This is a genomic window from Streptococcus oralis subsp. dentisani, assembly GCF_002096335.1.
GTDB classification, from domain to species: Bacteria; Bacillota; Bacilli; order Lactobacillales; family Streptococcaceae; genus Streptococcus; species Streptococcus oralis_Z.
The window spans coordinates 396,378-417,463 of the sequence record NZ_NCUW01000030.1; the positions used below are offsets into that span (position 1 = coordinate 396,378).

The 21,086-nt window shown below is 40.4% G+C and carries 18 protein-coding genes; 3 read left to right on the forward strand and 15 right to left on the reverse strand.

Features of this window, described 5'->3' with window-relative positions; genetic code table 11:
• Positions 1 to 14: 14 nt before the first annotated feature.
• From B7709_RS08400 to B7709_RS08430, 7 genes are all read right to left on the reverse strand, one after another.
• A complete protein-coding gene (locus tag B7709_RS08400) occupies positions 15 to 467 on the reverse strand; it encodes a hypothetical protein (protein WP_084972430.1) in 453 nt (150 codons plus the stop codon).
• A gap of 33 nt (positions 468 to 500) precedes the next feature.
• Positions 501 to 2,783, reverse strand: coding sequence for a type I pullulanase (pulA, locus tag B7709_RS08405; protein WP_084972431.1), 2,283 nt, complete (start codon positions 2,781 to 2,783; stop codon positions 501 to 503).
• A gap of 65 nt (positions 2,784 to 2,848) precedes the next feature.
• The gene (gene ligA, locus B7709_RS08410; RefSeq protein ID WP_084972432.1) at positions 2,849 to 4,807 is read right to left on the reverse strand and encodes an NAD-dependent DNA ligase LigA; all 1,959 of its coding nucleotides are present in this window, start codon (positions 4,805 to 4,807) and stop codon (positions 2,849 to 2,851) included.
• 91 nt (positions 4,808 to 4,898) lie between these two features.
• Positions 4,899 to 6,077: an MFS transporter gene (locus B7709_RS08415; RefSeq protein ID WP_084972433.1), complete on the reverse strand. Its 1,179-nt coding sequence runs from the start codon at positions 6,075 to 6,077 to the stop codon at positions 4,899 to 4,901.
• Between the two features lie 80 nt (positions 6,078 to 6,157).
• Positions 6,158 to 7,021 (reverse strand): Rgg family transcriptional regulator, encoded by an 864-nt coding sequence (locus tag B7709_RS08420; RefSeq protein ID WP_084972434.1) that lies wholly within the window; start codon positions 7,019 to 7,021, stop codon positions 6,158 to 6,160.
• A 3-nt stretch (positions 7,022 to 7,024) separates the two neighbouring features.
• Positions 7,025 to 8,926 (reverse strand): ABC-F family ATP-binding cassette domain-containing protein, encoded by a 1,902-nt coding sequence (locus tag B7709_RS08425; protein ID WP_084972435.1) that lies wholly within the window; start codon positions 8,924 to 8,926, stop codon positions 7,025 to 7,027.
• A 78-nt stretch (positions 8,927 to 9,004) separates the two neighbouring features.
• A complete protein-coding gene (locus B7709_RS08430) occupies positions 9,005 to 10,159 on the reverse strand; it encodes a DUF4352 domain-containing protein (protein ID WP_000722095.1) in 1,155 nt (384 codons plus the stop codon).
• A 409-nt stretch (positions 10,160 to 10,568) separates the two neighbouring features.
• Between B7709_RS08430 and B7709_RS08435 the strand changes: the two genes are divergently transcribed.
• Positions 10,569 to 12,287 carry a phospho-sugar mutase gene (locus B7709_RS08435; RefSeq protein WP_084972436.1) on the forward strand — a complete coding sequence of 573 codons (1,719 nt, stop codon included), beginning with the start codon at positions 10,569 to 10,571 and terminating at the stop codon, positions 12,285 to 12,287.
• A gap of 111 nt (positions 12,288 to 12,398) precedes the next feature.
• Positions 12,399 to 12,746, forward strand: a complete 348-nt coding sequence (locus B7709_RS08440; protein WP_084972437.1) for a thioredoxin domain-containing protein — start codon at positions 12,399 to 12,401, stop codon at positions 12,744 to 12,746.
• A 33-nt stretch (positions 12,747 to 12,779) separates the two neighbouring features.
• On the opposite strand, the gene B7709_RS08445 is transcribed toward B7709_RS08440, so the two are convergent.
• The 8 genes from B7709_RS08445 to yjbM form a co-directional block, all read right to left on the reverse strand.
• The gene (locus B7709_RS08445; RefSeq protein WP_084972438.1) at positions 12,780 to 13,589 is read right to left on the reverse strand and encodes an MBL fold metallo-hydrolase; all 810 of its coding nucleotides are present in this window, start codon (positions 13,587 to 13,589) and stop codon (positions 12,780 to 12,782) included.
• 1 nt (position 13,590) lies between these two features.
• On the reverse strand, positions 13,591 to 14,940 hold the full coding sequence (gene vicK / locus B7709_RS08450) for a cell wall metabolism sensor histidine kinase VicK (protein ID WP_084972439.1): 1,350 nt from the start codon (positions 14,938 to 14,940) through the stop codon (positions 13,591 to 13,593).
• Positions 14,933 to 15,637, reverse strand: coding sequence for a response regulator YycF (yycF, locus tag B7709_RS08455; RefSeq protein WP_061453666.1), 705 nt, complete (start codon positions 15,635 to 15,637; stop codon positions 14,933 to 14,935). The genes vicK and yycF overlap by 8 nt, the downstream gene beginning before the upstream one ends.
• A 62-nt stretch (positions 15,638 to 15,699) precedes the next feature.
• Positions 15,700 to 16,872 carry an A/G-specific adenine glycosylase gene (mutY, locus tag B7709_RS08460; RefSeq protein ID WP_084972440.1) on the reverse strand — a complete coding sequence of 391 codons (1,173 nt, stop codon included), beginning with the start codon at positions 16,870 to 16,872 and terminating at the stop codon, positions 15,700 to 15,702.
• Between the two features lie 82 nt (positions 16,873 to 16,954).
• The gene (gene pta / locus B7709_RS08465) at positions 16,955 to 17,929 is read right to left on the reverse strand and encodes a phosphate acetyltransferase (RefSeq protein ID WP_061453668.1); all 975 of its coding nucleotides are present in this window, start codon (positions 17,927 to 17,929) and stop codon (positions 16,955 to 16,957) included.
• Between the two features lie 43 nt (positions 17,930 to 17,972).
• On the reverse strand, positions 17,973 to 18,869 hold the full coding sequence (locus B7709_RS08470; RefSeq protein ID WP_084972441.1) for an RluA family pseudouridine synthase: 897 nt from the start codon (positions 18,867 to 18,869) through the stop codon (positions 17,973 to 17,975).
• Complete coding sequence (locus B7709_RS08475; protein WP_084972442.1) at positions 18,866 to 19,684, reverse strand: NAD kinase; 819 nt, start codon at positions 19,682 to 19,684, stop codon at positions 18,866 to 18,868. The genes B7709_RS08470 and B7709_RS08475 overlap by 4 nt, the downstream gene beginning before the upstream one ends.
• Positions 19,668 to 20,339 (reverse strand): GTP diphosphokinase, encoded by a 672-nt coding sequence (gene yjbM, locus B7709_RS08480; protein ID WP_061453671.1) that lies wholly within the window; start codon positions 20,337 to 20,339, stop codon positions 19,668 to 19,670. Before yjbM ends, B7709_RS08475 begins: the two co-directional genes overlap by 17 nt.
• Positions 20,340 to 20,467: 128 nt before the next feature.
• On the opposite strand from yjbM, the gene B7709_RS08485 reads away from it, so the two are divergent.
• Positions 20,468 to 21,037 (forward strand): CYTH domain-containing protein, encoded by a 570-nt coding sequence (locus tag B7709_RS08485; RefSeq protein ID WP_061453672.1) that lies wholly within the window; start codon positions 20,468 to 20,470, stop codon positions 21,035 to 21,037.
• The last annotated feature ends 49 nt before the right edge of the window (positions 21,038 to 21,086 follow it).

Consider the following 21,086-nt stretch of genomic DNA (forward strand, 5'->3'; position numbering starts at 1 on the left):
CCTGATTTTGTAGATTATTTATTTTGGCGTTTAAATACAACATTTTTTAGTAAGGTCAGATTTGCAGCTTCCCGACTATCCACACTTGATAGGTCAATCATCAATTCATCTCCAGAAATTTTGTAGGGAACTTCTGTGCCTCCTGTAGCTGGTTGGAGTGTCTTTTTAGCTTGGTTTACCTTTAAATCATAGTTCTGATTATTTTTAACACCTGCAACATTGCTTTCGAATGTTAAAACACCCTTATCACCATCAATTGTCAATGAAAGAGAAAGTTTAAAATCGTCTCCAAGCAAGGATACAAAATTTTCTTTAGAAAGACCTGATCCTGTAACTAATTTGCTAATTTCTTCTTTCGTTGGTTCATAAAGATAAGTACCATTATCCTTATTAGCAGAACATGCTACTAGGACAACTGATAGAAATGCCAAAAATAAAGGTAGGATTATATTCTTCATCTTTTTCATATGCAATCTCCTTTTTATCAATTTCATATTTTCTTATAAAACAGTTAAAATCGCAACACTAATATCATCAATGACATTTTCTTGTTTCGAACGACTATTTGTCACAAGCATTTCAAGATTTCCTGCATTTTCAAAGTAGAAGGAAGTTCCCTTGGCATTGAATACGACCAATAGATGTTCTGGTCCCCCGTGAATCTCGTAAACGATCCATCCGCTATTTTCTGCAGCAGTATGGACAAAGACATGACGGTAAACTTCTTCGTATGTAGGATAAGAAAAGGCGCTAGTCTGTGTTTTCAGTCGAATAATCTGACGGACAAAGTCAATGCTCTCTTGGCGTTCATTAATCAGATCCCAGTTGACTTGGTTAACACTGTCAGGAGCGTTGTAACTATTCATAGCACGTTCTCGATCTGCAGGAGTTAGTTCTCCATGTTCACCGGTTGGAACCAACTTAGTTCGACCAAACTCTTGACCAATTTCCATAAAGGACATCCCTTGCATAAGAAGGTTCATAGCTGTCGCTGTCTCAACCTTGCGCATAATCTGGTCGGCACTCTGATCAGGATGAAGGGTTACTAACAAATCATGCAAGTTGTAATTATCATGGGCTTCCACGTAGTTAAGGACTTGATTTGGACTAAGATAGGAACCCAATTCTCGGCTACCAAGAATGGCCTTGGCAATGATTGGTTCGGTGGCTGCGCCACTTACAAATCCTGACTTGATTGCACCATAAACTTCTCCTCCTTTGACCGCATCACGCTGATCATCATTGAAGAATCCGATATTTGGCATCTGGTAGGCATTGTCCTTCTTGGCCTTGTCATAAGGAGCAAGACCTGTTCCCATATCCCAGCCTTCTCCATAGGTGATAATACGGGGATCAATCTCATCTAGCGCCCAGCGAATCGCTTGCATGGTTTTGACATCATGAATACCCATTAAGTCGAAACGGAAACCATCAATATTGTATTCTTTCACCCAGTATAGGAGGGAGTCAATCATGTACTTACGGAACATCTCGTGTTCACTTGCAGTTTCATTTCCTACACCTGTACCATTTTGGAAGGTTCCATCTGGGTTCATTCGATAGTAATAATCGGGAACAGTTGTCTGGAATGGCGCATCAAGCGTTGAGAAGGTATGGTTATAAACCACGTCCATGATGACACCAATTCCTGCATCATGATAGGCCTGAACCATAGTTTTCAGATCACGAATGACCTGCCCTGGATCATCTGGATTACTAGAAAAACTTGGTTCTGGTGCATTGTAGTTTTGAGGGTCATAACCCCAGTTATAGGTTACATTTCCATCCTCATCGTATTCCTTATGGCGATCAAAGATAGGCTGAAGTTGAACATAGTTGCAGCCAAGGTCTTTAATATAGTCAAAGGCGGTTGCTTGGCCGAATTGGTTAGTCGTTCCAGTCTGGGCGGCCCCAAGGAAGGTCCCTCGGAGGTTTTCTGGAACTCCTGATGTCGGCGATTTTGTAAAATCACGAATATGCATCTCACAGATAACTGCTTTACAAGGATTTTCCAAACGCCAAGGAGCTTCTGTTCCATGTTTGACCTCAAATCCTTCTACTTGTCTGTCTTGATGAGAAAGAATTACGGAACGTTTTCCGTCAGGACTTGTGGCAATCGTGTAAGGATCTCTCGTCAAAGTCTGGTGGTGAGGAAAGTCAATCTGATACTGATAAGCCTTGCCAGCAAGATTCTCATCTAAATCTAGACTCCAAACCCCAATAGTATTGTACTTATGGCTATATGAATAGCTATTCCCACGCTCTAGATTAAAGGTTTTCCAAATCGGAGCATCGTTGCTGGTATTTTCATAGACAACCACCTGTACAGCTGTAGCCGTCGGAGCCCAGAGTTTAAAGCTTGTCTGGTAGTCTGAGATACTATAACCCAACTCTCCCTGGTATCCCCAATGATGGTCAAAACTAGCGCTGTGGATAGCTTTATCAAAAGCAAAAGGATTTTGGTCTTTGTAGTAAGGACTTGCGATAGCTGGATTTTCAGAATAGTAAACCGTATCATCTCCTTCTAAGATCCAAACTTCCGTCAAAAGTGGATAATGGTTGAAACGGACGAGATACTCCTTGGGCTTTTCGTCTATCTCAACAGAAAAAGTCAAAGACTCCAGTTTTTCAACACTTTCGACTGTAAAGGAGAACTGTGCTCCAAAATAGTTATTCTCATAATCTAAACTTTCTTTACTGTCTGCCTGTTTTTTACTAAATGAACAAGCAGCATAATCTCCATTTTTTCGATGAAAATGGATGACTACAGGGTAATTATACATTTCTTTTCCTAATTTCTAATTTAATTTTTTATTCAAACTATCTGACACCTAGTTTTCTACTATCATTACATACTTTCCAGCCAGGCTTCATCTCGAACTTCTATACCAAGTTCTTGGGCTTTTTGGAGTTTACTACCCGCATCGGCTCCTGCTACGACAAGATCCGTTTTCTTGGATACACTGCCGATTACCTTAGCTCCCAGACTTTCGAGTTTGCTTTTTGCTTCTGAGCGTTTGAGACGTTCCAATTTCCCCGTCAGAACAACTGTCAAACCTGACAAAGCTGCATCTGCCACTACTGTCTGTCCTTTGTAGTCCAGATTGACTCCAGCTTCTTTCAGCTCATCTAAGAGAATTTTAGATCCTTCGGTAGCAAAAAAGGTCTGAAGACTTTTGGCGATTACGCTTCCCAAGCTTTCGATACTTGCCACTTCTTCTGGATCAGCTTGAGCCAAGTTTTCAATAGAGTGGAAATGTTGGAGCAAGAGCTGACTAGCCTTACTTCCGACATGGCGAATTCCCAAGCCAAACAAGAGCTTTTCAGCAGAGTTTTCCTTAGACGCTTGAATAGCCTGATACAGTTTTGAGGCTGACTTTTCCTTGACGCCCTCTAAAAGGAGGAAATCTTCTTCTTTCAAACGGTAAATATCTGCCACATCCTTGACTAGATTTGCAGCAAAAAGCTTTTCAACGATAGATGGACCAAGCCCTGTAATATTCATGGCATCTCGAGAAGCAAAGTGAATCAAGCCTTCCATGATTTGGGCAGGGCAGCGAGGATTGATACAACGGAGGGCCACTTCATCTTCAAAATGAAGCAACTGACTGTCACAACTTGGGCAATTTGATGGAATATCTAGTTTTTCTTCAGAAACACGCTTGGACTCTACCACACGCAAGACAGCAGGAATGATGTCCCCAGCCTTATAGACGATAACTGTATCGTCTTTGCGGATATCTTTTTCAGCAATATAATCTACGTTGTGCAGCGTTGCACGGCTCACGGTTGTACCAGCAAGTTGAACAGGTGTCAGATTTGCAGTTGGAGTCACAACACCCGTACGGCCTACTGTCCAGTCAACTGACAGGAGTTGAGCTTCTTTTTCCTCAGCAGGGAACTTATAGGCTACTGCCCACTTAGGCGCTTTAACTGTAAAACCAAGTTCTTCTTGACCTGCTAAGTCATTGACCTTAATTACCACCCCATCGATATCATAAGGGAGATTCTCCCGTTCCTGTCCTACTTCTTGGATAAAATCCCAGATTTCATCTATGTTTTCAGCCAAGATTCGCTTAGGATTAACTACAAAGCCAAGCTGTTCAAGATGCTTCAAGACTTTTTCTTGACTATCTCGAGTAGAAGGACTAGCTTCTTGATAGAGAAAAGTTGCAAGATTGCGCTTAGCAACTACTGCTGTATCCAGCTGACGCAAAGTTCCAGCCGCCGCATTACGAGGATTGGCAAATTCAGGCTCCCCATTTTCTTGACGAGTTTGGTTGACTTGGTCAAACGAAGCGCGTGGCATATAACACTCTCCACGAACGGTAATATCTAGTTCTTCTGGCAGGGTTAAAGGAATGTCCTTGACACGCTTGAGGTTTTCTGTGATATTTTCACCAACAGAACCATCCCCACGTGTGGCACCAACAACCAAAATCCCCTTTTCATAGGTTAGCGAGATAGACAAACCATCGATTTTTAGCTCACAGATGTAAGTGGGATGGGCTAACTCCTTACGAACACGCGCATCAAAAGCTTCTAACTCTTCACGTGAAAAAGCATCCTGCAAACTATAAAGAGGATACTGATGACTGTATTTTTCAAAACCATCTAAAACCTTTCCACCAACACGATGGGTTGGACTGTCTGCTAAAACTTGATCTGGATAGGCAGCTTCCAACTCGACCAACTCTCGGTAGAGGCGATCGTACTCGCTATCTGAAACCGAGGGATTGTCACTCGTATAGTACTCGCTCGCATAGCGGTTGAGTAAGGCAACTAACTCATTCATTCTTTTATTCATAAAACCATTTTACCACAAACAAAGCCCTCCTCACAATGGAGAAGGACTGAAAAATAATTAATAGTGAAATATTTTTTTAAGGCAAGGAGATTTATACCTTTTTTTCAAAATGATTTCGAACATAAATGAGAGATATACAAGACAAGAAGACAACTCCACTTCCGATTATCAGGAAAGAAGAAAGATGTACACTTGGCAGCACTGTCATAAGGCTTTTTGCAATTGGCATAAAGAGAATAGCTAAAGTAAAAATAGTACTCAATACCCTGCCTAAATATTCACTTTCAACCTTGGTTTGAACCTGAGTAAAAAAGTGAATATTAAAAATCGTCATAAACAGTTCACAAACTAAATTTCCGGAAAAAGAAAGAAAAGTTGGCAGTGGTAACCCCATCATAAAAACTCCTACTCCAGTCAAAGCCAATAGAATCAAAAGATTATAAACATTTGCCTTTATTTTACTAGCTAGAAGAGCTCCCACAATGGAACCAACTGCGCCCATAGTCAAAATACTTGCATAAGCTCCTTCTACTCCATAAAGCTGATTTGAAAAGGGGAGGAGAAATTCAAAAGCTGCAAAAAAGAAATTAACACTGGAAGCTACTAACAAAAGGAAAAAGATCTCTTTTTGATGCCAAATATAGTGTAGTCCAGCCTTCATATCAACAAAGATGTCTTTCCAACTAAAACTCTTTTTCTCATGTACTTGGATTTCTTTTTGGGGAAGGAGAGCCACTAGACCAAACGCGATGAAAAAACTAATGGCATCTAAAACAAGCGTCATATGGAGACTGGCAAATTGTAAAACCAGGAAAGAAAGTACAGGGGAGCTAACACCTACAACCTGCAAAACGAGCTCTAAGCGAGCATTATAGGTCACAATCTCGTCTTTCTCTACAACCTCAGTTATAATGGCTTTGTTGGCTGTACGAGAAAATGCAAAGGCAACCGCCTGAACAATATTTGCGAAGATCAGAGCAGCAATCATCAAGCTATCATTTCTGATGAAAGAAATAGCTAAACAGAGAATACCACAAATCAAGTCCGTCGTCATCAAAATTTTGCGACGCGAAAAGCGGTCTGAAATCACTCCACCAAAGGGATTGACCAGAATCGATGTGACGAGTTCAGAAATCTGATAAATCCCAAGAACAGTCTGTCCCATCGTCCCCATTGATGCTAACCAGACACTATTTCCATAATCATAGAGCATATTTCCTATCTTATTAATCGCACCACGACTAATCAACTGGATTGCATGTCGATTCATATAAAAAACTCCTCTCAAATTTTGAAACTATTGTATCAAAACTGAAAAGAGTCTCTTTATTTTTCCCTTATTCGGGAAATTTAAGCATTTACAAATTTTTCATAATGTTCCTGATAGTAAGCCACTTGCTCTGGAAGTCCAAGCACATCAAAAATATGCATGGCTTCCTGCATCTGACTACAACCCTCTTCTTTCAAGTCTCTCTGGTAGAGGGCGAAACCTTTGAGATAATGGAAGATATTGCGCTCATAAAGCTTGATACCATTTCCAATCAACTTCTCCACATAACTCTCAAAATAGTCCGCATTCGAAAAAGAACGGTTCTCCAAAAAATGCTGGTAACAGTTAAGAGCTAAAATCAAAACAAGTTTACGATGCCGACCAATTTCCTTGTAGTACTCTTCTCGCTCCATGACTTCCCTACCAACCCGAGCTACATAGTCCACATTGTAGAAAGTATAGAGATTCCCGAAAAGAATCAACTCATACATGGTCCTTTCTTCTGTTTGAAAAAGATAATCTGCTACTTTTTCCAAATCACTCTGCCTCATCGCGTAACGAGAATCTCTTTGACAAATCAAACCCTGTAGCAGAATCCAATTCAGCTCAAAATAGAGGGGATTGGTCGAACTCTTTGCTTTCTCAAGCTGTTCCTTTTGAAGCTTTTGAAAACCAGCAATATCATTTGAGTAGTAAAGCGGAATAATCTGCGCCATTAAGGCAACATGTTCATGATTTTGAAAATCTCTAGCCTTGTCCATGAAATTTTCAATAGTCACATGAATATTGTCCAAAATCTCAAAGAACCGAGAAACTGCTAGATCAGACTCCCCAAGCTCGAAGCGAGATAACTGAGAGGTTGAACATGATTCACCTGCCGCCCCTTTCAAGGAGTACTTCCCACTTGTTCGAAATTCACGAAATACCTTTCCAAGATGTTCCATTTCTTACACCTGCTCCGATAATTCTTCCCACTCAAGCATAGCTTCTTCCTGACGATGGCTGATTTTGTCCAGTTCAGTCTGCAATTCCATCAGTTTTTCAGCATCGTTGGTTTCCAGCATTTGTTCAGAAATGGCTTGGCTTTGACTTTCTAACTCTTCGATTTCAGCCTCTAAACTCTCTATTTGTCGCATGAGCTTACGGGCTTCTTTCTGACTTTCTTTCTGAGCTTGGTAGTCATTAGCTGGACTTGCTTCTTTTGCTTGATTACTAGTTGAAACTTCTTCTGTCTGAGTCATTTCTACTTCTGCTTTCTTTTCAACATAGTAATCGTAATCTCCAAGGTAGAGAGTTGATCCATTCTCTGACAATTCCAGTACATGAGTGGCTACACGATTGATAAAGTAACGGTCGTGACTAACAAACAACAAGGTTCCGTCAAAGTCGATCAAGGCATTTTCTAGCACTTCCTTACTGTCAATATCCAAGTGGTTAGTCGGCTCATCAAGTATCAGGAAGTTGTTGTTTTCCATAGACAGTTTAGCAAGTAACAAACGAGCGCGTTCACCACCAGACAGCATTCCGACTGATTTTTTGACATCATCACCAGAGAAGAGGAAGGCACCAAGGCGGTTGCGGATTTCAACTTCTGGTGTCAATTTAAAGTCATTCCAAAGTTCATCCAGAACAGTATTACTTGATGTTAGCTTGCTTTGAGTTTGATCATAGTAACCAAGCTCAACATTGGCGCCAAAGCGCTTTTCCCCCTTGATAAAAGGAATCTGACCCACGATAGATTTGATAAAGGTTGACTTGCCAATACCATTTGGACCAACTATGGCAACGGCATTCAATTTACGAAGGTCTAGGTTGATAGGTTGTGACAATATTTCCCCATCATAGCCAATAGCTGCATTTTCAACAGTCAAAACGACATTTCCTGACGTTTTTTCAGACTGGAAGGTCATATTGGCTGATTTCTTGCCAGCTTCAGGCTTGTCCAAACGCTCCATTTTTTCCAATTGTTTCCGGCGAGATTGGGCACGTTTGGTTGTTGAAGCTCGTACTAGATTCCGATTGACGAAATCTTCCAGAGCAGCGATTTCCTTCTGTTGCTTTTCATAGTTTTTTGCCTCAGTAGCTAGCTTTTGCTCTTTTTGTTCAACAAAACGAGAATAATTTCCCACATAGCGATCCAAAGAATGCTTGGTCAAATCGAGCGTAATTGTTGCAACCTTGTCCAAGAAATAACGGTCGTGACTGACAATAATGAGTGCGCCGCTATAGTTTACCAAGTAATTCTCTAGCCAGGCAATGGTTTCAATATCCAAGTGGTTAGTTGGCTCGTCCAATACCAAGAGATTGGGCTTTTCAAGGAGCATTTTTGCCAGTGCCAGACGAGTGTTTTGACCACCTGAAAGTTCAGCAATTTTCATCTGCCACATAGTCTCGTCAAACTTGAAACCATTCAAGATAGCGCGGATATCAGCTTCGTAGGTAAAGCCACCAGCCTGACGGAAATTCTCTGATAAACGATCATAATCCGCCATTAGTTTATCTAGATCTTCACCAGACTTTTCACCCATCTCCAACTCCATCTGACGCAGTTGTTTCTCCGTACGGCGTAGATCATCAAAGACATGGAGCATTTCATCATAAATGGTATTTTCAGACTCAAAACGGCTATCTTGGGCTAGGTAAGACAGAGAAATATCTTTTTTCTTATTGATTTCTCCACTAGTTGGCTCCTCTTCCCCAACCAAAATCTTTAAAAGAGTAGACTTACCTGCACCATTTTTCCCAACAAGAGCAATTCGGTCTCGTTCATCTACCTGCAGATTAATATTATCAAAAAGAACCTCACCAGCAAAAGATCGTTCAATTTTATTAGCTTGTAAAATAATCATATCTCTATTTTACTATCTTTTTCTCTTTTGCACAATTGCAACGAAAAAAGTTCGAGTCATAAACTCGAACCTTTCATCTTAGTATCCAATGCCTCCACGGAATGTGCGAGCCATATCTTTCAATTCATAGTTTTTAGAAGAGGTATCGATGGTCCATTTTCCATCTTTCTTAGTCATTTTAATTTCATAACCCTCTTTCTTCATGTTATCACTAGTGTCTAGAGGAGTTGAATCAAATTGACTCGGTGCATTTTCTAAAATGTATTTTTCACCAGCTTTCATAGCTTCAGAGTAGTTGCTATATTTACCTTTGTTTTCTTCGTAGAATTTACGGCTCAATTCATAAACATTCAAGTTATCCAAGTCGATTGTTTCTGGTCTAACATAAACAACAGCATAGTCTGGTAAGTATGTCTTCACCTTGTAATCAACTTTTGCTCTCTTAGCATTTGCTTTGATGTAGGCATCTGCGAATGTTCTAAGTTCTGAATCAGACGGTTTGTAGTTATAGAAGCCTTTTCCGAACGATTCTGTAAATTTCTTGATAAACTCTTCTTTATCAGCTTTCGCATCGTTTGTGAATTCAGCACTATTATCAGAAGATTTTTTATCATCAGCAAGCGCAACAACTTGTGACTTATTATCAGTAGCACTTAGGTTCGTTCCACCACCAGAACTTTCCCCATTAAGGTAAACAGCATCGACATATTTTTTCATTACATCTTTCGCTTCATCAATATTGTCTTCATACTGACTTGGATCCACCTTGATTGCTACATCGTTATTCTTTTTAGAATTTTCTTTGATGTCATCGTAAAAGCTAGGCGCGAAGTGAAGTTCATACTTAGCATTCTTGTCAACCTCATACACTACATAACCAGCAACGCTCTTTCCTTTAGAAAGACTGTCTCCATATGACATAAACTTAGTTTTACTGTCGCTTTCGTGGATTTGAATTGGTTGTAATTTTTCATCTTTTTCATTATAAAGCGTAATATCTTGGCTAGTAAAACTAAACTGTTTATCACGATTGTTCTTGATTTCGACTTGAAGTGCAAGGTAGCTTGAAGATGAATCTTCGTCTTTAGGCAATACAAACATACCGTCTTTTACAGAAACTTCAAAGTTTGAGTTCGAGGCAGTACCATTGTCGCTTGCTTTTTTTTGAGCTCCACAGGCAACAAGTGCTAAAGCTGATAAAAGCAAAGCAGAATGCTTAAGAATTTTTTTCATAATGGATTCTCCTTTAATGATTTACTATATTTTACCATACGCACTATAAAATTCAAAACAGAAACCAGATATTTTCAAAATATCTTAAATTTATAGAGTTTTACATTAAATTTTTCTATACCTTCATTTGATACATTAAAGAATTCTTTATAAAATAAATAGAATATAACAATATTTACGATTTATTTTATTTAAAATCCCACAAAAATACTATAACTTTTAATATTTTTAAAAATTAGATAATTGATATTCATCCCTAACTTAGTATAAGTAAGCATGGTACCCACCATTTTCCCGCTAAAGTGCATAAGTAAATTTCCTACATTTTAAGTTATGCTAACGTTTTACTAAAATGTCAAATCGTGATATAATGAAAGCGATTAAAGCAAATAAACAAAGGAGACACTCTATGACTTACCAAGAAAATTATCAAAAATGGCTCGATTTTGCTGATCTTCCAGACTACCTTCGTCAAGATTTGGAAAATATGGACGAAAAAACAAAGGAAGATGCCTTTTATACCAATCTTGAATTTGGTACTGCTGGTATGCGTGGTTTGATTGGTGCTGGTACAAACCGCATCAACATCTACGTTGTTCGTCAAGCTACCGAAGGTTTGGCTCGTTTGATTGAATCAAAAGGTGGAAATGAAAAAGAACGTGGTGTGGCAATTGCCTACGATAGCCGTCACTTCTCACCTGAGTTTGCCTTTGAATCTGCTGCAGTTCTTGCTAAACACGGTATCAAATCTTACGTATTTGAAAGCCTTCGTCCAACTCCAGAACTGTCATTTGCAGTTCGTCACCTCAACTGTTTCGCAGGTATCATGATTACTGCCAGCCATAACCCTGCTCCATTTAACGGTTACAAGGTTTACGGAGAAGACGGTGGACAAATGCCTCCACACGATGCAGACGCTTTGACTACTTATATTCGTGCTATCGAAAATCCATTCGCTGTGGAAGTTGCTGATGTCGAAGCTGAAAAAGCTTCTGGCTTGATTGAAGTTATCGGCGAAGCTGTTGATGCAGAATACCTTAAAGAAGTTAAAGACGTAAACATCAACCCAACCTTGATTGAAGAATTCGGTAAAGACATGAAGATTGTCTACACACCACTTCATGGTACGGGTGAAATGTTGGCTCGTCGTGCTCTTGCTCAAGCAGGATTTGACTCTGTTCAAGTTGTTGAAGCACAAGCAACTGCAGACCCAGACTTCTCAACTGTAAAATCTCCAAACCCAGAAAGCCAAGCAGCCTTCGCCCTTGCTGAAGAACTTGGTCGTCAAGTTGGTGCAGATGTGCTTGTTGCAACTGACCCTGACGCTGACCGTGTTGGTGTTGAAGTTCTTCAAAAAGATGGAAGCTACCTCAACCTTTCAGGTAACCAAATCGGTGCTATCATGGCTAAGTACATCTTGGAAGCACACAAAAATGCTGGAACTCTTCCTGAAAATGCAGCCCTTTGCAAATCAATTGTATCAACTGACTTGGTAACGAAGATTGCTGAAAGCTACGGCGCAACCATGTTCAACGTTTTGACAGGTTTCAAATTTATCGCTGAAAAAATCCAAGAATTTGAAGAAAAACACAATCACACTTACATGATGGGATTTGAAGAAAGCTTCGGTTACTTGATTAAACCATTCGTACGTGATAAAGATGCTATTCAAGCTGTTCTTGTCGTTGCTGAACTTGCTGCCTACTACCGTTCACGTGGTTTGACACTTGCTGATGGTATCGAAGAAATCTACAAAGAATACGGCTACTACGCTGAAAAGACAATCTCTGTTACCCTTTCTGGTGTTGATGGTGCAGAACAAATCAAAGCCATTATGGCTAAGTTCCGTAACAATGCTCCAAAAGAATGGAACACAACAGCTATCACTGTCGTAGAAGACTTCAAGGCTCAAACTGCTACTGCTGCTGACGGTACTGTTACAAACTTGACAACTCCTCCAAGTGATGTTTTGAAATACACACTTGCTGACGGTTCATGGATTGCAGTTCGCCCTTCAGGTACAGAACCAAAAATCAAGTTCTACATTGCAGTTGTAGGGGAAACAAACGAAGAATCACAAGCTAAGATTGCTAACATCGAAGCAGAAATCAATGCTTTTGTAAAATAAAATCCTATAAAAGATGAGACCAGCCAATCTCATCTTTTTTTCGTATCAAATCCGAGCAATTTTAGAAACTTTGTGGCATACTAGTTTTATCAAAAAAAGAGAGGTATTCTTATGAATCAGTTTTTAGAAGATATTAAAGACCTTGAAGTGACTACTGTTGCCCGTGCCCAAGAAGCACTTGATAATAAAGAAACAGCGACCTTCTTCATCGGTCGCAAAACTTGTCCTTACTGCCGTAAATTTGCTGGCACATTGGCAGGTGTCCTAGCTGAAACCAAAGCTCACATCTACTTCATCAACAGTGAAGAACCAAGCCAACTCAATGAGTTACAAGAATTCCGCTCACGCTATGGAATCCCAACTGTTCCGGGATTCGTTCATGTTGCTGATGGTCAAATCACTGTCCGTTGCGACTCTTCAATGTCAGCACAAGAAATCAAAGAATTTGCAGGATTGTAAAATATATAAAAAAGAAGGCACTCGCCTTCTTTTTTATATATCTGTCAATGGTGTTGCGGTATCTGGGGAAGTGTCGTAAACCTTAAAGTCAACGCCTACTCCCAGATCAGCTTGAGCTAGCTGATTGACCATGGTCATATGAGCCAGCTCCTTGATATTGTTCTCTTTGGACAAGTGACCAAGGTAGATCTTCTTGGTACGATTTCCCATGGTACGAATCATAGCCTCAGCACCGTCTTCGTTAGAAAGGTGACCGAGATCAGAGAGGATTCGCTGTTTGAGACGCCAAGCGTAAGAACCTGCTCGCAAAATCTCCACATCGTGGTTGGACTCGATAAGATAACCGTCAGCATTCTCGACAATTCCTGCCATACGATCACTAACATAACCTGTATCGGTCAACATGACAAAACTCTTGTCGTCTTTCATAAAGCGATAAAACTGGGGTGCTGCGGCATCATGACTAACCCCAAAACTCTCGATGTCGATATCACCAAAAGTTTTGGTTTTTCCCATTTCAAAAATGTGTTTCTGCGATGAATCCACTTTACCGAGGTACTTGCTATTTTCCATAGCCTGCCAAGTCTTTTCATTGGCGTAAAGGTCCATACCATATTTGCGAGCCAATACACCAACTCCATGGATATGGTCTGAATGCTCATGCGTAATCAAAATCGCATCCAAATCTTCAGGTTTACGATTGATTTCACTCAAGAGACTGGTAATTTTCTTACCCGACAAGCCTGCATCCACTAAAATTTTTTTTTTTGGCGTTTCCAGATAAAAGGAATTTCCACTGGAACCTGATGCTAAAATACTGTATTTAAAGCCTATTTCACTCATTCTAGTCTTCTATTTCGTCCTCCCATATTTCTTCTTTTACGGCATCCTTATCATAAGGGAGCACAATGGTAAAGGTTGATCCCTTACCGTATTCACTCTTAGCCCAAATAAAGCCATTGTGCTGTTTGATGATTTCTTTGGCGATGGCTAGACCTAGACCAGTTCCACCTTGAGCACGACTTCTTGCACGATCTACACGGTAAAAACGATCGAAAATCTTCGGTAAATCTTGTTTTGGAATACCTAGACCTTGGTCTTTGATGGATAAAATCATCTGGTCATCAGTGGTTTTCATGCTGACAGTGATTTTCCCACCATCTGGTGAGTACTTGATAGCATTGTTGAGAATATTATCAATCACTTGGGTCATTTTATCGGTATCAATCTCAATCCAAACTGAGTTAATTGAGTAATCTCTAACCAACTCATATTTTTTCTCGTCATCCTGACTTCTCATCTTATCAAAGCGGTTGAGAATAAAGGTGATAAATGCCGTAAAGTTAATCAACTCCACATCCAGTCGAGTGGTCGCATTATCAATGCGAGAGAGATGCAAGAGATCTGTCACCATCCGCATCATACGGTTGGTTTCATCGAGCGAAACATTGATAAAATCAGGGGCTACAGGATCATACAAGGCCCCCTCGTCCAAGGCTTCAAGATAAGATTTAACACTGGTCAAAGGAGTTCTCAACTCATGACTCACGTTTGAAACAAAGAGTCTCCGTTCACGTTCTTCCTTCTCCTGCTCAGTTGTATCATGTAAAACAGCAACCAAACCAGAGATGAAGCCAGACTCTCGGCGAACCAGAGCGAAACGTACACGAAGGCTTAGGTATTCACCATTGGCATCCTGAGAGTCAATCATCAACTCAGGAATCTGTGTAATCAGGTCACGCAGTTCATACTCATCTTCTAGTTTAAGCAATTCTAGAATACTTTTGTTGAGGACGTCTTCTTTCTGCACACCTAGCTGTTTCTTAGCCATGTCGTTAATCATGGTAATCTGGCCACGACGATTGGTCGCAAGAACTCCATCTGTCATATAAGAAAGAATACTGTTAAGCCTTTTTGATTCTTGCTCCAGATTTTCCTGCGTTAACCGAATAACCTCAGACAAATCATTTAGATTATTGGTGATGTTGGTAATTTCAGAGCTTCCTTGCGTATCCAAAACTCGAGAATAATCCCCTGCAATCAAATCCTTAACCTTTTGATTTATCTCTTTTAAGCGTTTATTATCTCGGCGATTTTCTAGCAATAGTAAGGTAACCACCAAGATAAAGCCGACTAAAATCAAGATAAAGATAAAATCTCTGTTCAGAATACTTTGTTTAATTGCTTCAATCATTATTTCTCATATAGTAGCCAACACCACGACGGGTGAGGATATACTCTGGACGGCTTGGAGTATCTTCAATCTTTTCACGCAAGCGTCGGATGGTCACGTCCACTGTGCGAACATCACCAAAATAATCATAGCCCCAAACAGTCTCAAGCAAGTGTTCACGCGTAATCACTTGACCAATATGGGAAGCTAGGTGATATAAAAGCTCAAACTCACGGTGGGTCAAATCTAATTCCTCGCCATATTTTTTGGCCACGTAAGCGTCGGGCAGAATTTCCAAATCGCCAATATGTAGGGGTTGGGATTTCTTTTCATCAGACTCTTGACTATCTGAAGAAAGGTCTGTACGACGGAGTAAAGCCTTGACACGCGCCTGCAACTCACGGTTTGAAAATGGCTTGGTCACATAATCATCTGCTCCTAGCTCTAAACCGATAACCTTATCAAATTCACTATCCTTAGCTGAGAGCATAATGATAGGCACACTACTCGTCTTACGAATGGCTTTGGCCACTTCTAAACCATCGATTTCAGGGAGCATCAAGTCTAGAATAATAATATCTGGTTGCTCTGCTTCAAATAGCTCAATTGCCTCACGACCATTAAAGGCTGTTACAACTTCGTAACCTTCCTTGGTCATATTGAACTTAATAATATCTGAGATTGGTTTCTCATCATCTACAACTAATATTTTTTTCATATGTTCACCTTTTCTCTATCTATTATAACAAAAAAATGCAAAGAAGGCACAAATGGCTACTGTCAACCCTCATCTTCAAGAGCTATTTTATAAGCCTGCCAAATCTTTTGTTGAGGTTTAGCGAGTGGGTAGTCAGAAAACTCCTGAGGGGAAATCCAACGAATTTCTCTATCAGAAAACTGTTTTGATTCTGTCACCTGACCTGCTAGGATTTGAATATGCCATTTACGATGACTAAAGACATGCTTGACTTGATCAAAAACTTGATGGGACCAATTAACTTCTAAATCATAATCCTGCTCAAAACTTTCTTGGGGGGTTGGACCGAAAGCATCGCTTTTTTCAGCAACCTGAGCAAATAGATTCAGCTGTTCCTCTTCCTGTGAAAACTCCTCTACTTCTATCAATGGAAAATGCCAAAAACCAGCTAGCAGTTTCTCACTTTCATTTTTCTCTAGTAAATATTGACCTCGATCATTGCGCACAACCAAGGCCTTGAGATAGATTGGAAGAGGCTTTTTCTTGGGTTCTTTAATCGGATAACGATCCATAGTTCCATTCTGATACGCTGCACTAAATTCCTTAACAGGACTTTCTTCTGGTCGAGGATTAACTGGAGCCTCTATATCAGAGCCTAGGTCCATCAAGGCTTGATTAAAGTCTCCCGGCCGCTCTGGATCAATCAAGATTTCCATCATAGCTTGGAAAATCTTTCGATTGCTGGGAACTCCGATATCATAGTTGACCTCAAACAGGCGTGCCAAAACTCGCATGACATTGCCATCAACTGCTGGCTCGGGTAGATTAAAAGCGATACTAGAAATAGCTCCTGCAGTATAGGGGCCAATCCCTTTCAAGCTAGAAATTCCTTCGTAAGTGTTTGGAAATGTCCCTTCAAAGTCAACCATAATTTGCTGAGCCGCAGCCTGCATATTACGCACCCTAGAATAATAACCTAACCCCTCCCATGCTTTCAACAAACGCTCCTCAGGCGCTTTTGCCAAACTTTCAACAGTTGGAAACCAGTCCAAGAATCGTTCGTAGTAGGGAATGACCGTATCTACTCTAGTCTGCTGGAGCATAATTTCAGAAACCCAGATATGATAAGGATTTTTACTTCTACGCCATGGTAAATCCCGTTTGTTTTCATCGTACCAGTTGAGGAGTTTCTCACGAAAAGAGAAAATCTTCTCCTCTGGCCACATGTCAACACCGTATTCTTTCAAATCTAACATATATCTAGTATAACATAGAAGGTTCCAACTGTCCTTTTCTTAGCGCTAAAAAGCCTCTTCCCAAAGGAAAGAGGCCTTTTTCTTATTGATGAACCGCTTGGGCAGCAGTGATAAGGGTCAACTTGTACACATCATCAGAGTTACATCCACGAGAAAGGTCGTTAACTGGTTTGTTCAAACCTTGCAGAACAGGACCTACAGCCGCAAATCCACCAAGACGTTCCGCCATCTTGTAACCGATATTCCCCGCTTCGATTCCTGGGAAGATAAAGACATTTGCTTGACCAGCAACGTTGCTACCTGGTGCTTTTAGAGCTGCAGTTTCGGGAACAAAGGCAGCATCAAATTGTAACTCACCATCAATCTCAAGGTCAGGACGCAAATCATGAGCAATTTTAGTCGCTTCCACTACCTTATCAACACTTTCGCCGAACCCTGAACCTTTAGTAGAGTAGCTCAGCATAGCGATTTTAGGTTCAATGCCAAACATCTTAGCTGTGATTGCCGAGTTAACAGCGATTTCAGCCAAAGCTTCTGCATCTGGATTGATATTGATAGCACAGTCACCAAATAGGTAGCGTTCTGTACCACGAACCATGAGGAAAGCACCTGAAGTACGGGTTACATTTGGACGAGTTTTTATGATTTGAAGTGCAGGACGAACGGTTGCGGCTGTTGAGTGAATCGCACCTGATACCATCCCATCAACCAAGCCCATGTGAACGAGCATAACACCAAAATAGTTGACGTCTTCACTCAAAATCTTACGAGCATCTTCTTCAGTCATTTTGCCTTTACGGCGTTCAACCAAGGTAGTTACCATTTCTTCAAATTGAGAATACTGTTGAGGGTCAATCACTTCATAACCATCCATAATCCCTTCGATTTCAAGATAAATTTTAATTTTTTCTGGGTTCCCCAGCAAAACAGGAACAACTTCTGTTTCTTTTACCAAGCGTTTGGTCGCTTGAAGAATACGGGGTTCTTCCCCTTCAGGGAGAACGATACGAGCATTTTTGCCAACAAGATTGGCTTTGAGACTTTCAAAAACTTCCATGAGTTTTCTCCTTTAAGAAATTAAATTATACTCAAAATAGATTTTAAAGAGTATTAGTCGATAACTGAGTGATAAGATTGTTAAAATCATCTGGCAAAGGGCTTTCCAACTCCAGCTGACGCCCTAAGAAGGGATGATAAAAGGATAAGGAATGGCAATGCAGAGCTTGGCGTTGAATACCATCTTCTAGGCTACCACCATAGAGATCATCTCCCAACAAAGGGAAGCCAATATGAGAAAAATGCACTCGAATCTGATGAGTTCGACCAGTATGCAGGCGAATATCGACCAAATGAATGTCTCCATAAGAAGCTACAACTTTGTAAGATGTATGGGCGTATTTTCCACCCTTGGCGACCCGTCTCGTGATAATGGAGTCTTCATCACGCGCAATCGGGGCGATAATCTCCCCTTCTGGCTCCAAGACACCAGCTCCTTTAACAAGTGCAAAATAACGTTTTTCGATAGACTTTCGTTGCAACTGCTTGTCTAAACGTGCATGAGCGTAGCCGTGCTTGGCAAAGAGCATCAAACCAGATGTATCTCTATCAAGCCTAGTCACGATGTGAACTTGCTGGTTTTCATATTTTTGCTTGACATAGTAGCCCTTTATAAAATTAGCAATGGTATTGGAATGATTGACACTGGGGATGGAAGCTACTCCATAAGGCTTATTCAAAACCAGAAAATGGTCATCCTCATAGAGAACATCCAGTGAACGCTCAATTGCTTCAAGACTCTCAAACCCTTCCTCCGCTGGAATGTCAATAGTTACCCTGTCTCCAATATCTAAGAGATAAGTCGCATTTTGAGGTTGGCCATTGACCAGAATAGCCCCTCCTCGGAACTTAATCTTTGCCAAAAGTCCCTTAGAAACCTCGTGTTTCTTGAGGAAAGTTTTGACTTTGACATGCTCATCTGCGGTAAATTCGAACCTCATTCATCCACCTCGCCAATGAAGGCATCTTTGACACGATTCCAGAAACTAGTGTGGCTTGGTGTCGCTACAAAGTGAATCTTGTGATGGTCGATTTGATACTCAATCCGTTCGATATTACGGAATGAATAGACGCTGTTATCGACTGATATCGTGTGATAGTCATTACGAGTTGGTAAAAGCTCGATTTTATCTTTCTTCGGAACGATAATTGAAGAACCTAAAGTTCGATAAACTCGATTGTTGAGACTCGCAATTTCAGTCAGTTGCAAGGCTTCAATGGTAGGGTGCAAGACAGCTCCCCCCAAGGATTTGTTATAGGCAGTGCTTCCAGTCGGCGTTGAAACAGTCACACCATCTCCTCGAAATCGCTCGAACGGAACATGATTAATGATAATATCCGCAACCATGGTGCGATCTGATCGACGGATACTAGCTTCATTTAGAGCACGGAAGGTTTTTACATCTCCATTTTCAAGTGTCACTTTGACATTCAAGACTGGATAAGAAACCTTGGCACCAGTATCCAATTGGAGATTGGAAACCAACTGGTCCAACTCGAAGTCACGATAATCCGTGTAAAAGCCTAAATGTCCAGTATGGACGCCAACAAATCGAACCTTGTCTAACTGATTCTCATACTTATGAAAGGCAGACAAAAGCATCCCATCCCCGCCAATCGAAATGACGATGTCGGGATTTGTATCATTAATTATAAAATGCTGTTTTTTGAGTTTTTCTCTCAGTTTATGTAAAACCTTCTGACTCTGTGGCTTTCTATTAGCTATGAGATCAACTCGCTTACCTGTATTCTTCATCTGTATCGTCACTATTTCCTACACCGTCGTTTAGTTTTCTACTCAAAGGATCAAAGAGCGCCTGCGCTTCCTGAATGTCATCTCGAATCTTACCCATTTCTTCATCCAATTGATGGGAAATTCTAGCTGTAATCTCCAAGCGTTTCTTGATCTCCTCTGGAAAATCCCCCTGATACTTATAATTGAGCGAATGCTCAATGGTAGCCCAGAAATTCATAGCCAAGGTCCGGATTTGAATTTCAGCCAGAATCGTCTTAACACCACTGATGGTGTCAACTGTATACTCTACCACCACATGATAGGAGCGATAGCCCGAAGCCTTCCGATGGGTGATATAATCCCGTTCCTGAACGACTCTCATATCATGGCGTTTGCGTAAAATTGCAACAACCTCCTGAACATCATCTACAAATTGAACCATGACACGCAGCCCTGCGATATCTTGCAGGTCATTTTCCAGAGTTGCATAAGTAATTCCTCGACGAGCCATTTTTTCTTTGATACTTTCAATCGGCTTCACCCGTCCAGTAACAAACTCAATCGGAGAGTGCTTGTTTTGTTTACGATATTGTTTTCGAATTCCACGAAGCTTAATCTTCAATTCACCAACAGCTTGAATGTAAGGATCTAAAAATTCTTCCCATTCTATGGTCATATTTTCTCCCTTGTAATGTTTGATTGCCCTGTCGAAAATCTTTGATTTTTTCAGTACATTCGTATACAATAAATACATTGTCCATTATACCATAAATCGCTTTCAAAGATATAGAAAAGGTTGAAAAAATGAAACATTTAGAAATAGAATTGAAAACACTTCTGAAAAAAGAGGAATATGATCATCTAAAAAAACAGTTTTCCCATATCCAACCCGTCCTTCAGAAAAACTACTACATTGACACACCAGATTTCCAATTGCGTGAAAAAAAGGTTGCCATGCGCATTCGTACCTTTTCAGATTGGGCAGAATTGACCTTGAAAGTGCCTCAAACTTTAGGAAATATGGAATACAACCAGAAACTAACCCTTCCAGAAGCTGAATCGTACCTAGAAAAACAAAAACTACCTCAAGGGCTCGCTCTAGAAAAGCTTGCTGAAATTGGCATTGAAAGTCATGACTGGTTTGTTCTGGGTTGTCTTGCAACTATTCGTTACGAAATGGAAACGTCGATTGGTCTAATGGCACTAGATGAAAGTCACTACTTTGATCAGACAGACTACGAACTGGAGCTAGAAGTCACTGATCACGAGGAAGGAAAACGAGATTTTCAGCAATTTCTTTCAAAAAATGGTATCACTTACCAAAAAGCTCCTTCAAAATTAATTCGTTTTATTAAAAGCATGAAAAAATGCTGAAATAATCTCCATTTTTTGGTAGAATAATGGAGACAAAATATTTAGAGTT